The sequence below is a fragment of the Gracilibacillus thailandensis genome (assembly GCF_010994055.1).
Lineage (GTDB): Bacteria > Bacillota > Bacilli > Bacillales > Amphibacillaceae > Gracilibacillus > Gracilibacillus lacisalsi.
Genome location: NZ_WJID01000006.1, coordinates 22,208 through 36,672, shown reverse-complemented (window position 1 = coordinate 36,672; position 14,465 = coordinate 22,208). Strand labels below are relative to the sequence as shown.

Sequence of the window (14,465 nt, the reverse complement as noted above, 5' to 3'; positions counted from 1 at the left end):
CTATTACTATTCAACTATTCTAGCCTTATTCAGGCATTTCAAAAGTTAGGTTTCCAATTAATGGAGATAATGGTATACTAAGTTTGTTAAAGGCAATGGAATGCTCGTGTGAGACTAGACAATAAAAAGGCTGATGGACAATGACATGGAAAGAAGAAATACAAATAGCTAGAAAAATAGTGGTCGCTTCTGTTTCCGGATCATTATATCCGATCATTCTATTCATCTTTGTACCTACTCCATTTGGTGGAAGCATGCAAACGGTTGGGGAATATATAGAAGCCTTTACTATAACTATACCAGCTTACTTGATGTACAGTTTTCCTGTAATTTTAGTCTATGGAACGATCACTTCTATCATCAGTGATGTAGTGGCAAGTTTAATAGCGAAATGCACGAGAGAACATCTAAAAATATATTACTCGTTTATTTTACACATTCTTTTTGGGCTAATCTTGCTTTGGTATAGTTTGCTGGCAGCTGGTATATTTTTCATAACAGATTATTTAATACGAGGAAAGAATCTGAATAAATGGAGTCATGCGCTAAAAAGTTTAGGATTACCTATTTTAGTTTGGGTAGTGTTTATGGGATTAGCACATCTAGTAAGTTTCTTTAATTAGGACTAGGGTGATCTAAAATAAATATCTCACATTCAACTTATAATTCAAACCAAGAAAACAATGAAGTGGGATTTTCTGATATAGATTTGGAGGCAATTTCTGTACATAGCGATTTAGTTGATTTAGAAGACTTTCAGCAGCAATTTCAACCAAAGAGATTTGAAGCCTTTTACAGGATGGTATCTTAACTCAAGATGAATTTCTAAGTATAGAAAAGGCTTTTATGTTTTTTCGGATAGATTATGGAACAAAAACTTATTTTCAGGAGGAATTGAAATGATTCTAGGATTACATCATGCACAAATTACGATTCCAAAAGGTGCAGAAGAAGAAGGGAAAAACTTTTATTGTAGTGTACTAGGTTTACCTGAAGCTGAAAAACCTGATGCTTTAAAAGGCCGTGGAGGATTCTGGTTAAAAGTTGGTGATAGAGATGTACATGTAGGAACGGAAGATGGGGTGGACAGAACTAAAACCAAAGCACATTTAGCATACCAAGTAGAAGATGTTGATTATTGGCGAGAGGTTCTGGGACAGCATCATATTGAAATATTTGATTCCGTACCAATTCCAAATTTCAAACGTTTTGAATTTAGAGATCCTTTTGGTAATCGGGTAGAGATGATACAAGAAATTTAATGAATATTTGTTTGGAGGAGAACAATGGATAAATGGAAAACATTAAAAACAGAGTATTTACATAAAAGTCGATTTGGGAATATTAGAAAAGATAGCTGTGAACTTCCAAATGGGATAGTGATTGATGAATATTATGTGAATGAATACTCCGATTGGGTGAATGGGGTTGTCATAACGAATGAGAATCAGATTGTACTGGTAGAGCAATATCGTCATGCAGGAGGAGACTTCTTCTTAGAAGTACCTGCTGGAAAAAGAGAGGGGAAAGAAACACATGAGGAAGGTTTGATCAGAGAAGTGAAGGAGGAAACGGGATACTCTTCGTTGCAAAAACCTATTTTCTTAGGTGAATATTATGTTAATCCAGCTACACAAAATAATAAAATAAAAACTTTTCTAATATTGGAAGCGTTTAAATCACAAGAACAAGACCTAGATGATACGGAGAACATTAAAGTTAGGGTGTTGGATTTCGATCATTTTGGTAATCAATTATTAGGAAATGAAGTGAAAAGTCAGCTATTTACTGTAACAGCTTACCTAATGGCGAAAAATTATATGATGGATTCCTTTTTTCAATCTAGTGAAAGGCTAAAATAACAAGTGGTGATGGAACAGAAAAGAGATAAGGATAACAAGATGACAAAACCAACTGTTACTATTCGTGATTATAACCCTAAATGGACAGAAAAGTTTACTAACGAGAGAAATAGAATTATAGAAGTCTTAGGTGATAAAGTTGTTGCAATGGAGCACATAGGAAGCACTTCTGTAAAAGGATTAGCAGCAAAACCAATCATCGACATTCTAGTAGGTATACAAAAATTAGATGAGGTAGATCAATTGGTGAACCCTTTGAAGGAAATTGAGTATGAGTATGTTCTTAAACCAGAGCTTAAGAATAGAAAGTTTTTTAGAAAGGGCGAGTGGGGAAAGGGCACTTCCCATTTGCATATCTGTGAATATGATAGTAAGGAATGGATTAAAAGCTATTATTTCGAGATTATCTTAGATTACACCCAAAAGCAGCTCGAGAATATGAAGTCTTAAAGAAAAGTCTTGCTTCTGCATATAAGCATGATCGACATACATATACAAAGGAAAAAGAACCTTTTATCAAAAATATTGTGGAAAGAGCGGAGAAGGAGAGATAAGACTACCGCAAGCAGGGATCAATGGATGGAGATACGTTTTTGTTCCTAAAAAATTTTAAATACATAATATTTTATAAATTTTCGTAGAACTGGAGTGCATTTGATGGTAAAATACGTTATTTTTGATTTTGATGGGACACTGGCAGATTCTCGAACAGCACTTTTGAAAAGTTGGAATATTATAGCGAAACAGTATTATTTTAGAGAAATAAACTTGAATGAAATGGAAAAGATGAAGAAACTGTCTATCAAGGAAAGAGGTAGATATTTGCAGTTTCCGATGTTTAAAATGCCAATCGTGATGCCTAAGTTTTATCAATTATATCGAGAATCCATAAATGAAGTGAAGCTATATGATGGTATTGCTGAAATGTTAGCTGAATTAGAGAGAAAAGGCTATAAGACTATCATTATATCATCTAATTCAAAAGAAAATATTATGACTTTTCTAAAAAGCAACAAGTTAACGAGTATAGCAAATGTTATCTGTTCAAGCAGTATATTTGGAAAAAATAAGTTAATCCACAGATTTTTAAGAGGAAATAACTTGAAGCCCTCAGAAGTAATTTATGTAGGGGACGAAAAAAGAGATATCCTAGCTTGTAAAAAAACTGGCGTTAAAATAATCTGGGTTAGCTGGGGGTATGACTCTTTTGAAGTGGTAAAAAAAATGAAACCTGATTTTCGAGTAAATACTCCAGCTGAGATATTGAAAGTGATTTAAAAGAGAAAGCAGTTATAAAGCAATATAAATACTCCTTTGTTGAATTACTCTGTGTAAGTCGATGTTGATTCTAGGATGTGATAAAAATAAAGGGAATTTCTAGCGATTCTATTTCCCGGAGAAGATAAGTAAGTAGCCTATTATTAATTAAACCAAACACCATTCTTCACAACAGAACATTCGTTTGCTATAATCTATGGTAAAATAGACGTGAAGATAGAGAAAGTAGGTGTTTTCTTTGTTGCGATTTTTAACTGGAAGTGCAACGGTGAATAAAAGTGAGCAATGCTTACAAGAGATAAGACAAGAACTCAAGCAAAATCCTCAAGGCCCCCCGATTATCTATTTAGTTCCAGATCAAATGACCTTCCAACAGGAATATGCGTTATTAAATGATCCTGAAATAAATGGCTCAATTCGCGGACAAGTCTATAGTTTTTCGCGATTAGCTTGGCGTGTTATGCAGCTAACTGGCGGAGCAACAAAGAAATACATTACATCAACAGGGATGCAAATGATGCTTCGTAAAATTGTCGAGGAGCGGACTGATGAATGGAAAGTATTCCAGAAGGCCATTGAAAAGCAAGGTTTTATCGAACAACTGGAGGATATGATCACCGAATTCAAACGCTATTGTGTTACACCAGAATTAATTAGTGAACAGTTACAAGAAATGAATCGATTCCAGCATAAGACAATTAGTGAAACAGCGTTACAAAATAAATTAGATGATTTAGTTTATATTTATCAGCAGTTGACTACTGCTTTACAAGGTCACTACATGGATAGTGAGGATCAGTTACAGCAGTTAGTAGAAAAACTAGAAATGACTAATTTTTTAGAAGGCGCATCTGTTTACATAGATGGCTTTCACCAATTTACGCCACAAGAATTATTAGTGATAGAAGCAATGCTCAAAAAGTGCGAAAATGTCACAGTAACGTTAACGGTTGATGATGTACACGACCCTGAAGTAGTACCGTTAGACCTTTTTTATCAAACAAAGGAAACGTATCATCAATTAGAGCAGCTAGCAGAACAAACGATGGTGGAAACAGAAGTCACTCCTCTAACAACTAATGAAAATGCGACAACACCATTTGTTCATTTAGACCGTTATTTTGATAGTCGTCCTGTTCAGAGCTATTCGGAACAAGCACCCGTTCGGATCGCGGAAGCGGTGCACCCACGTGCTGAGGTTGAAGGAACAGCACAGGAAATTGTTCGGTTAGTAAGAGATGAAGGGTATCGTTATCGTGATCTTGCTATTCTGATTCGCGAACCGGATGTGTATCATGATCTCATTACTACTGTTTTTGATGATTATCAGATTCCGACATTTGTGGATGAAAAAAGGACGATGCTCAATCATCCGTTAATTGAAACGATCAGATCATTGCTCGATGTCATTGAAGGAAACTGGCGATATGATGCAGTCTTTCGCTTGTTAAAAGCAGGGTTTATTCCGAAAGGAGAAGGGAAGCATCCCTTAGATCAAGAGGCAATTGATGAGTTAGAAAATTATGTGTTGGAGTATGGCGTAGGAGGTAGAAACAGATGGTTAACTGATAAGCCTTGGATATTCCAACGTTTTAAAGGCTTTGATCAATCAGCACAGACAGATCGTGAATTAGCAACACAAGAGCGCATTAATGCTTATCGGGAGAAAGTAACAGCAGCACTTGCGGATATTGATCAATTGCTACGGGAATTACCAACGATAAAAGAAAAAACAATTGCCCTATTTGAATGGCTAGAAACAATTGGAGCACCTGGACGATTGGAGAATATGCGTGATCAATATGATGAAGAAGGAAGAGTCGAAAAAGGACGTGAGCAAGACCAGGTGTGGGATGCGGTGATTCAATTGTTAGAAGAGATTACGGAAGTCGCCGGTGAAGAAACAATGGACTTGCAAACATTCCGTAACGTGTTAGAGTCTGGCTTTGATTCACTAAGATTTTCTCACGTGCCACCGAGTATTGATCATGTTGTGGTAGGTTCCATTGACCGTTCGCGTATGCATGGCATTAAGGTTGCCTTTTTGTTAGGTGTAAATGAAGGAACCTGGCCGATGAAACCTGGTGGAGATGGTCTCATATCAGAAGAAGAACGTGCCTTACTGCAAACGCATGGCTTACAATTGGCAGAGGGAAATAAACGTCAATTATTGGATGATTGGTTTTATGTTTATTTAGCGTTTACGCTGCCGTCTGATTATTTATGGGTGAGTTACCCAATCAGTAATGAGGAAGGAAAACAAAAAGTTGCCTCTCCATTAATCAAAAGAATCGAAGAAATTTTTCCGGTTCAAAAAGAGCGGTTATTTTTACAAGATCCAGAAGAGATGACAGAAGCAAGTCGTTTTGTAACGACACCAAATAAAACAAGGGGGGCATTAACTGCCCAACTTGCAAGAAAGTTAAGAGGCTATCCAATCGATGATGTCTGGGATTATGTCTTAAACTGGTTTATTGAAAAATCCGATCAACCATCGATTAATCAACGTGTATTTAAAAGTCTCTTTTACCAAAATAAGCCGACAGATTTAGCAGAAGACACGGTCGATGCATTATACCAGAAAGAAATCAATGCAAGTGTTTCGAGAGTGGAAATGTATCATCGCTGTTCCTATCAGCATTTTGCCAAATATAGCTTAGGACTTAAGGAACGACCAACATATAAGCTTGATGCACCAGATATCGGCCAACTTTTCCACGAAGCATTAAAGCAAATTACCGAATGGGTTCAAAAAGAAGGGCTTGGTTTTTCTGATATATATGATCAAGAAGCGAAGAAATATGCCCATCGTGCAGTTGGAAAGTTAGCACCAGTATTACAGCATCAGATTTTACACAGTTCGAATCGTTATCAATATATTCAACGCAAATTGGAAAATGTCATCGCGAGGGCAACGTATGTGTTAAGTGAACAGGCTCGAAAAACCAACTTTTCGCCTGTCGGTTTAGAAGTCGGATTTGGTTACCCAGATCAATTGGAACCACTGACTGTCAACCTGCCAAATGATTATACGTTAATGTTAAGAGGCAGGATTGACCGTGTTGACCAAGCAATCGAGAATGAGCAATTGTATTTGCGAATCATTGATTATAAATCTAGTTCAAAAGGGTTGAATTTAACAGAAGTTTATTATGGACTAGCTCTACAAATGTTAGCTTATTTAGATGTTGTCTTACAAAATGCAGAAAATTGGTTAGGACAAAAGGCATCACCAGCTGGTGTACTCTATTTCCACGTCCATAATCCAATGATTTCAGCTAGTGATTTTCTGACAGAAGATAAAATCGAACAGGAAATATTTAAAAAGTTTAAAATGAAAGGACTTTTAGTTGATCAGGAAGATGTTGTCCGCATGATGGATACATCACTGGAATCAGGAAGAAGTAATATTATTCCGGCAGGATTTAGTAAAAGTGGTTCCTTTTATAAAGGTTCTGATGTAGCAGAACGGGAAATTTTTGACCAGCTCCAAGGCTATATCCATCAATTAATGGAAAATGCGGGACTTGCAATCACAGAAGGAAAAGTTGATCTGAATCCATATCAACAGCAACAATTAACAGCTTGTACATTCTGTGAATTCCGTTCTGTCTGTCAATTTGATCCGACACTGGCAGAAAATAATTATCGCAGGATTAAAGAGATGAAAGATGAAGAAGTAATCGAAGCAATCAAGCGGGGTGAAGGGTAATGCCGCAATGGACAAAAGAACAAGAAGAAGCGATCTATCAATCAGGTCAAAATATTTTAGTAGCAGCTGCCGCGGGATCAGGGAAAACGGCTGTACTTGTAGAACGAATCATTCAAAAATTATTAAATAAAGAACAGCCAATCGATATCGACACTTTGCTTGTCGTAACTTTTACTAATGCAGCAGCACAGGAAATGCGAAATCGGGTTGGATCCGCCATCGAATCAGCACTAGAGAATAATCCGACTTCTAATCATTTAAAGAAACAATTGTCATTATTACAAAATGCGTCGATTTCTACCCTTCATGCCTTTTGTATGGAGCTTGTACGAAAATACGCTTATCAAATCGATATTGATCCGAATTTCCGCATTGCAGACAGCATCGAAGCAGATTTAATTCGCCAAGATGTGTTAGAACAACTGTTTGAAACATGGTATGGAGAAGCCGATGAAGCAGAGCAGGAGGCTTTTTTTGCTGTTGTGGATCGTTTCAGTAATGATCGAAATGATTTAGAAGTAGAATCGTTAATTTTAAAAATGTATGAATTCGCCATCCAGCACCCGAATCCTGATTACTGGTTGGATCAAATGGCGTCCATTTATCAGGTAGATGACAAGATGATAGAATCGGAGATTCCCTGGCTGCAATTATTAAAGCAAGAAGTGGTCGATCAATTAGAGGTAATGGAAACATTAGCTGAACAAGCGCTTGAAGTTACTCGTGAAAGTGACGGACCTTACCATTATGCAGAAGCAATAGATGCGGACAAGGAAATGATTCAGCAAGCAAAAGGTGCGATTAATATATCATGGGAAGAAGCACGTACCATTTTTGCTGGTGGGAAATTTAAAGCATTATCTCGTAAAAAAGTGGAATGTGCAGAGGATAAAAAAGATCAGGTTAAAGCAATTCGTGATCAAATCAAAAAAAGATGGAGCAATATTGCCAAGGATTGGTTCACAAGAAGTTTAGTAGATCATCTTCGCGATATGCAGGAGCTTCATCCAACTATCGTCCAATTAACGAAAATGATTAAACAGTTTAAGGCTGGCTATCAAGAAGCAAAGAAAGAAAAAGGACTTGTCGATTTTGCTGACTTAGAGCATTTTGCTTTAGATATTTTGTTAGAAGATAAAGAAAGTAACACGCCATCGTCTGTTGCATTAGACTTGCAACGGAAGTTTACAGAGGTAATGGTCGATGAATATCAGGATACCAATATTGTGCAAGAGACGATCTTGTCGCTAGTATCCAATCAAGAGGATGGCGGCAATATGTTTATGGTTGGTGATGTCAAACAAAGTATTTATCGCTTTCGCCATGCCGAACCAACTCTTTTTATTGATAAATACAAACGATTTGCGACAGCTGAAGATCCAGGCTATCGCATTGATCTGGCACGAAATTTCCGTAGTCGAGAACAAGTATTAACGGCTGCAAATTATATTTTTAGACAGTTATTTGATCAGAAAGTTGGAGATATTGACTATGATGAGGATGCCGAATTAATATACGGCAACAAAGATTATGAAAATGTCCCTTTTCCAGACGTTGATACCGAATTGCTTATCATTGATCAGGAATTCAATGAAAATGACCAACCTGATGAAGAGATCGAGAATGAAGAAGATTTGGAAAAAGCTCAACTGGAAGCACGGGCTTACGCAGCCAAGATTAAACAGTGGATTGGTGCAAATGGAGATGCGCCAACAGAAATTATGGACAAAGGTACTGGTCAGCCACGAAACGTAGAATATCGTGATATTGTTATTTTATTGCGTTCTATGACGTGGGCACCAACGATTATGGAAGAGTTTAAGAAACAGGGAATCCCAGTTTATGCAGAGCTTTCAACAGGATATCTTGAAGCTATCGAAATTCAAGTGATGATTAGCTTACTGAAAGTGATCGATAATCCAAGACAGGATATTCCACTTGCGTCTGTATTGAAATCACCAATTGTCGGGCTGAATGAAGATCAACTGGCGCAAATCCGTTTAGCTAAAAAAGGTGCAACTTACTACGAAGCACTCCAAGAATATGTTAAAACAACGAATAATGAGACAATTGAGCATTTTATCGAACAGTTGAATCAGTGGCGCAAAGAAGCACGACAAGGAGCGTTGTCACATTTAATCTGGGATATTTTTCAGGAAACAGGCTATTATGATTTTGTTGGTGGCATTCCAGGAGGACGCCAACGCCAAGCAAATTTACGCGCCTTATATGACCGTGCCAAAAGTTATGAATCTACTTCTTTCCGCGGATTATTTCGTTTCTTACGTTTTATCGAACGAATGGAAGAGAAAGGCGACGATTTAGGAGCAGCGAAAGCATTAGGAGAACAGGAAGATGTTGTCCGGATTATGACGATTCACAAGAGTAAAGGGTTAGAATTCCCGTTAGTAATTGTCGGTGCAATGGATAAGCAATTTAATCAACAAGATTTACGTGCCAAATATTTGTTACACAAAGAACTAGGTTTTGCTACGAAATATATTGATCCTGTTAAACGGATTATGTATCCGACGTTGATCTATCATGGGATAAAAAAACAAATGCAACGAGAAATGCTAGCCGAGGAAATGCGAGTGCTTTATGTTGCGTTAACACGTGCGAAAGAAAAAGTAGTAATGATCGGTACAGTAGGGTCATTAGAGAAGAAGAAAAAGAAATGGACAAATATTATCACACACCAAGACTGGGTTCTTCCATCCTATTATCGATTAGAATCGCTATCTTATCTAGACTGGGTAGGTGCGAGCTTAGTCCGTCATCAAAAAGGTGAGATATTAAGAGAGGAAGATCAACCATTAAACATTCCACAAGAAATAGCGGAGGATGTTTCGGTCTGGCGGGTGGATCGTGTCCATCAAAGTGAATACCAGGACATTGATGAAACAAATCGTGAACAGATCGAAGCATTAGAAACAGCCATTCACAAGTGGAAAGGTTTAACACTTACAGATCAAGATTTAGAGCAAAAAGTGGCCAATCATTTAGAATTTCAGTATCCATACCAGGATTCTATCTTTTACCGTGCAAAACAAACGGTAACAGAAATGAAACGACAGCATGAAATGATCGACAGCTATAGTGATCAGAAAATCATCGAACCTTTTCGTGCTCCGATCCGTAAAAGACCACGTTTTATGCAGAAAGAGCAGAAGTTGACTCGTGCAGAAATTGGTACAGCAATGCATACCGTCATGCAGCATTTACCATTAAGAAATGATTGGACAGAAATGGCATTAGTAGAATTTATTGCTCAATTAGAAGCGAAAGAAATGATCACATCAGATGAGGCAAGTGTTATTGATACAGAGGCAATCCTTTCCTTTATGGAGACTGATATCGGCAAGAGAATGGTGGAAGCAGAACAAGTGGAAAGAGAAATTCCTTTCAGTCTAACCTTGCCAGCACAAGAAGTATATCCACAGTGGCAGGAAGACCGTCAGGAACGAATCTTTCTGCAAGGTGTGATTGATTGTGTCATCAAAACAGATCAAGGTCTAGTTCTACTGGATTATAAAACAGATCAGATTCATGAGGAGATCAGTTCACAAGTAGAAGAAAAACTAAAAAACCGATATCAAATCCAAATTGACCTTTATGCGAAAGCACTGGAGCAAATTTGGAAACAACCGGTCATTGAAAAATATTTATATTTCTTTGATAAAAGTTTGCTTATAAAGGTATAGCATAAGGAGAATCATTCTCCTTATGCATTTCCACCTACTATTTGATCAACGGCGTCAGGATCAACTGCATTGGTAATATTAAAGCCGGTATTCGTGTTTAAGAAATCTCCGGTATTATTGGCACCAGCACCTGATGCAGATTTTTCAGCGCTTTTTGGTGCTAAATAAAAGCTGTCACCAAAATTGATTACGCCACCGCCTACACTATTAATTTTGATTGGTCCTACAATCGAAGGCAAAACTATCACAACCTTTCTATTAGGCGCTACACAAATTTAAAAACTCCTCTTAATCCTCTTCTTCATTCTCATCCTTTAAAATCCGAATATGTTTTAGTCGAGCAAGTGAATTAATTTTTTTACTGCTTCCAAATTGCGTAATAGCAGATGTTGATATTGCCGTAACATCAATGTTAGAGACATAAATATTCTGATGATGGTGATGACTACCGACTACTATTTCAGGGTCAGGTATTGATTGGGTCGTGGTATTGAAGATTCGATATTGATTTAATTCAAATCCTTTATCAGAGGAAATGCCTCCTTCTTTTTGTACTGCGAGAACATCTGCTTGAGGTTCTATCTCTTTCGTATCACCAATTTGAAATAAGGAACTATGGGATATACTGTTGATTTTTGCTTGCTTGACATTAGTCGTTCGTGGCATCATGATCAATTATTTCCTCTTCTCTATTATTAGTACCAGAACCAACAATAAAAGATTCAGGAGGTGTGTCAAAAAGCGAGGATAGTTGTATTTCATGACTGTCACCGACAATAAAGAGAGAGGAACTTGAAACACCGACAACCGATATGTTTCCGACGCCTAAGTTCCAATTATTCACTGTATAATACATGACGATTTACTCCTTTTGCTTGTTTTCAAACCATTTTCTAAGACCTATTTGAAATTCATTTTTCACATTAGAAAGTATGTGCTGATTCATTTGTTCAGGAGGAACATTTGCTTGTTGATAGTGAGCAATCCTGCTAGAAATTTGCTGTTTGATATCGTCTAATAATGTTTGCCGATAGCCTGAATCTAACGGGTAGTGATATTGCTGTTCCAATGATTGTAAATAGTCAGGTAATTCGTGGTCAACATACTGTTCTAATGTCTGGTGTACAGATGGTAATGGTCCTCCGTTATGATTAGGTAAAGAAAAATCATCCATAGATTGTAAGTCTTCAGGGGTCACCCCGATATGAAGCGTTCCGTCTAATCGTTCAATTTTTAATTGGTCAAAATGGTATTCCAACTTTTCAATTGTGGTATTTTTGTTAGGAGAATTCGTTTGTTCTAATTGCTGAATACGGTTCTCTAAGGAGTTGATGTGATTATATAGTTGCTGGACTTGCTGTTGTAGTTGGGTAATATAATATACCATCATCTGATAATCCATCAGAAATCACTCCTTAAGAGAATTTTAATAAGGTGATAAAGGGACTAATGGTGGTTCTGATACACCTTGTGGAACTGCTTCCTCGGCAGGTTCTTCAAATTCACCTGTATTGTATAATTGAGATACTGCTTGCATTTTTCCGGTACTACCAATTTGTAAAACAGACGAATTCGTGACACTTCCAACTTTTAAAAAATGAATATAAATCGATTGGTTTACTGTTAAATTCACATGATCACCTACTAAATTCCCGATATATTTTGATCAAATTCGTCATTATCTACCATTGTTGTCTGCGCATTTTTCAACTGTACACGTATACCATCCCCTGTATTAAAGGACCCCCCACCAGCGAAGGTTTTGGATAGTGTATACGGATGTACTTTGTAAATATCACCAATATGAAAAATGCTGGAATTACCAATGCTGATCACTTTTACAGCACCAACAATTGCGGGCATAGACATCATCCTAACGTTGATACTTCATTCCATAATTATTTTATGAATTCTTCGGCAGTATGTGAAAATAGTGTACCGGTTTTCCTAATAATGCTAGTTTATTTTTCCAAAATAAAGTAAAATAAATGCAGACAGTAATTAGGGAGAGTGGAAAATTGTGAATAATGCAACACCATTAGCAGATGCAAAAAGATTACCATGGATAGATACTGCAAGAGGATTTGCGATCTTTGGTATTTTTATGGTGAATTTACCAACTTTTCATGCACCGTACATGATTTATGGCAATGGTATTAACTTTTGGGGAATAGGCGAACCGGGATTTTGGCAAATGATTATCGATATATTTTTTCAAGCGAGTTTTTATTCCTTATTTTCCTTTTTGTTTGGCTTTGGCATGCAAATCATTAATGAAAATTTACATACCAAAAACGTTGAAGCACCTCAAAAATGGATGGCCCGCCGTTTGTTTATCTTGCTTGGGTTCGGTCTGATTCATGCATTTTTAATTTGGTATGGTGATATTCTCATTACTTATGCAATAACCGGATTTTTGTTACTGTTATTTATGAATCGTAAAAATGTTACCTTAGTCGTCTGGAGTATCTGCCTTTTACTAATTCCGACACTTATGTTGACTGGTTTATTATTTTTAGCAAGTTTAATAGAAGATATCAGTAATTTAGCCGATATGGCAGCTATTGAAAGTTCATTTCAGCATTATGGGCAAGGTAGTTGGGGCGAGATATTAACTCAAAATGCTAATGATTGGCTGTATGGTAATAATCTATTTGTTTTCATTTTAGGACTATTTAATATTTTGCCGATTTTTTTAATAGGTTTACTTTTTGCTCGAAAAAAATGGCTGCATGACTTACAAGGACATAAAAAAATATTGCGGAAATGGTGGATTTACTCCTTGATTCTGTTTGTGGTGTTCAAGGCTGGGCCATATGCATTTGGAAATCCATATTGGTTTTCAAGATTACAAGATGCAATTGGTGGTAGTGCTTCTGCTATTTTTTACGTCATTACGATTGCTTTTCTTTTTGATAAACTTACTAAATTTTTTAGAATGGTTGGATATGTCGGCAAAATGGCATTATCGAATTATATTCTGCAATCGATTATCGGTGTAACCATATTTTATTCGATTGGATTTGGACTATATGGTCAGCTGACTCCTTTTCAAACGATATTAATCGGACTTATCGTCTATCCGGTCCAAATGATACTTAGTTACTTATGGTTGAACAAATATAAACGCGGTCCACTGGAATGGATATGGAGAAGTTTGACTTATGGAAAAAAGCTGTCAAATCAGCGGAACGATTAAAAATAGAAAGAGATATTCTTGACAATACAGTGAAAGGTTCTCTTGATAAATGAAATCTGTGACATTTCATGATATGATACATTCATGAGAATATAATTGGGGGTGTACTTAAGATGACACACATGCACATAACGGCATGGGTAGTGGGATTAATTCTACTATTGGTATCCTATGCCATGTACAAGACTGGAAATAAGTCCGGAAAAATATTACATATGATCTTGCGGTTAGTTTATTTATTGATTATTATCACTGGTTTCCTATTATTTATCAACAATACTGGAGTATATACAAATTCAGCTGGCATACTAGGTGAAGTAATAGTCAAAATGATTGCTGGAATCTGGGTGATCGGCGCAATGGAAATGGTATTAAGCAAGATAAGTAAAGCAAAACCTGCAAAAAGTGCTTGGATACAACTCATTGTAGCTCTTTTAATCGTACTAGTTCTAGGTTTTGGCAGACTACCATTTGGAGTACAATTTATGGGGTAATTTCGGTCACGGAGACAATTCCGTGATCTTTTTTATTTCGAGTGAAGTGGATAATTTTATTGGCGGACATCTGATCACTTATTTATTGAAATAAATGTTCGTTTTTACCTCAAACATAAGTACTAGCTTAGCTGTTGGCAGCGGTTGTTGCGGTCGTTTAAATTCGTTTGTCTTGTTCATTTTCTCACTTTTGCTGCATACATTATTAAGAGCTAC

General features: G+C 36.7%; 14 protein-coding genes and 1 pseudogene. 9 read left to right on the top strand and 6 right to left on the bottom strand.

Features of this window, described 5'->3' with window-relative positions; all coding sequences use genetic code 11:
• Positions 1 to 140 precede the first annotated feature (140 nt).
• The 7 genes and pseudogenes from GH715_RS02930 (at position 141) to addA (ending at position 10,556) form a co-directional block, all read left to right on the top strand.
• On the top strand, positions 141 to 623 hold the full coding sequence (locus GH715_RS02930) for a hypothetical protein (protein ID WP_153833928.1): 483 nt from the start codon (positions 141 to 143) through the stop codon (positions 621 to 623).
• Between the two features lie 276 nt (positions 624 to 899).
• Positions 900 to 1,262, top strand: coding sequence for a VOC family protein (locus GH715_RS02925; protein WP_153833929.1), 363 nt, complete (start codon positions 900 to 902; stop codon positions 1,260 to 1,262).
• Positions 1,263 to 1,286: 24 nt separating this feature from the next.
• Positions 1,287 to 1,862, top strand: a complete 576-nt coding sequence (locus GH715_RS02920; RefSeq protein ID WP_153833930.1) for an NUDIX hydrolase — start codon at positions 1,287 to 1,289, stop codon at positions 1,860 to 1,862.
• 9 nt (positions 1,863 to 1,871) lie between these two features.
• Positions 1,872 to 2,416: pseudogene (locus tag GH715_RS02915) on the top strand (GrpB family protein).
• A 103-nt stretch (positions 2,417 to 2,519) separates the two neighbouring features.
• Complete coding sequence (locus GH715_RS02910; RefSeq protein WP_153833931.1) at positions 2,520 to 3,140, top strand: HAD-IA family hydrolase; 621 nt, start codon at positions 2,520 to 2,522, stop codon at positions 3,138 to 3,140.
• A 238-nt stretch (positions 3,141 to 3,378) separates the two neighbouring features.
• Entirely contained in the window at positions 3,379 to 6,852 is a 3,474-nt protein-coding gene (gene addB / locus GH715_RS02905; protein WP_324186971.1) for a helicase-exonuclease AddAB subunit AddB, read from the top strand.
• A complete protein-coding gene (gene addA, locus GH715_RS02900) occupies positions 6,852 to 10,556 on the top strand; it encodes a helicase-exonuclease AddAB subunit AddA (protein WP_153833933.1) in 3,705 nt (1,234 codons plus the stop codon). Before addB ends, addA begins: the two co-directional genes overlap by 1 nt.
• 20 nt (positions 10,557 to 10,576) lie before the next feature.
• On the opposite strand, the gene GH715_RS02895 is transcribed toward addA, so the two are convergent.
• The 6 genes from GH715_RS02895 to GH715_RS02870 are packed head-to-tail and all read right to left on the bottom strand — an operon-like array spanning position 10,577 to position 12,419.
• Positions 10,577 to 10,795, bottom strand: a complete 219-nt coding sequence (locus GH715_RS02895) for a spore germination protein (protein WP_100359577.1) — start codon at positions 10,793 to 10,795, stop codon at positions 10,577 to 10,579.
• Positions 10,796 to 10,844: 49 nt separating this feature from the next.
• A complete protein-coding gene (locus GH715_RS02890; RefSeq protein ID WP_163578426.1) occupies positions 10,845 to 11,222 on the bottom strand; it encodes a spore germination protein GerPE in 378 nt (125 codons plus the stop codon).
• The gene (locus tag GH715_RS02885) at positions 11,206 to 11,412 is read right to left on the bottom strand and encodes a spore gernimation protein GerPD (RefSeq protein WP_153833935.1); all 207 of its coding nucleotides are present in this window, start codon (positions 11,410 to 11,412) and stop codon (positions 11,206 to 11,208) included. Before GH715_RS02885 ends, GH715_RS02890 begins: the two co-directional genes overlap by 17 nt.
• Positions 11,413 to 11,418: 6 nt before the next feature.
• Positions 11,419 to 11,958: a spore germination protein GerPC gene (gerPC, locus tag GH715_RS02880; protein ID WP_153833936.1), complete on the bottom strand. Its 540-nt coding sequence runs from the start codon at positions 11,956 to 11,958 to the stop codon at positions 11,419 to 11,421.
• A gap of 24 nt (positions 11,959 to 11,982) precedes the next feature.
• Complete coding sequence (locus GH715_RS02875) at positions 11,983 to 12,189, bottom strand: spore germination protein GerPB (protein WP_026287354.1); 207 nt, start codon at positions 12,187 to 12,189, stop codon at positions 11,983 to 11,985.
• Between the two features lie 11 nt (positions 12,190 to 12,200).
• Complete coding sequence (locus tag GH715_RS02870; protein ID WP_153833937.1) at positions 12,201 to 12,419, bottom strand: spore germination protein; 219 nt, start codon at positions 12,417 to 12,419, stop codon at positions 12,201 to 12,203.
• Positions 12,420 to 12,576: 157 nt separating this feature from the next.
• Between GH715_RS02870 and GH715_RS02865 the strand changes: the two genes are divergently transcribed.
• Positions 12,577 to 13,755, top strand: a complete 1,179-nt coding sequence (locus tag GH715_RS02865) for a DUF418 domain-containing protein (protein WP_163578425.1) — start codon at positions 12,577 to 12,579, stop codon at positions 13,753 to 13,755.
• Positions 13,756 to 13,868: 113 nt separating this feature from the next.
• Positions 13,869 to 14,249 (top strand): YisL family protein, encoded by a 381-nt coding sequence (locus GH715_RS02860; protein WP_018933387.1) that lies wholly within the window; start codon positions 13,869 to 13,871, stop codon positions 14,247 to 14,249.
• Positions 14,250 to 14,465: the final 216 nt, after the last annotated feature.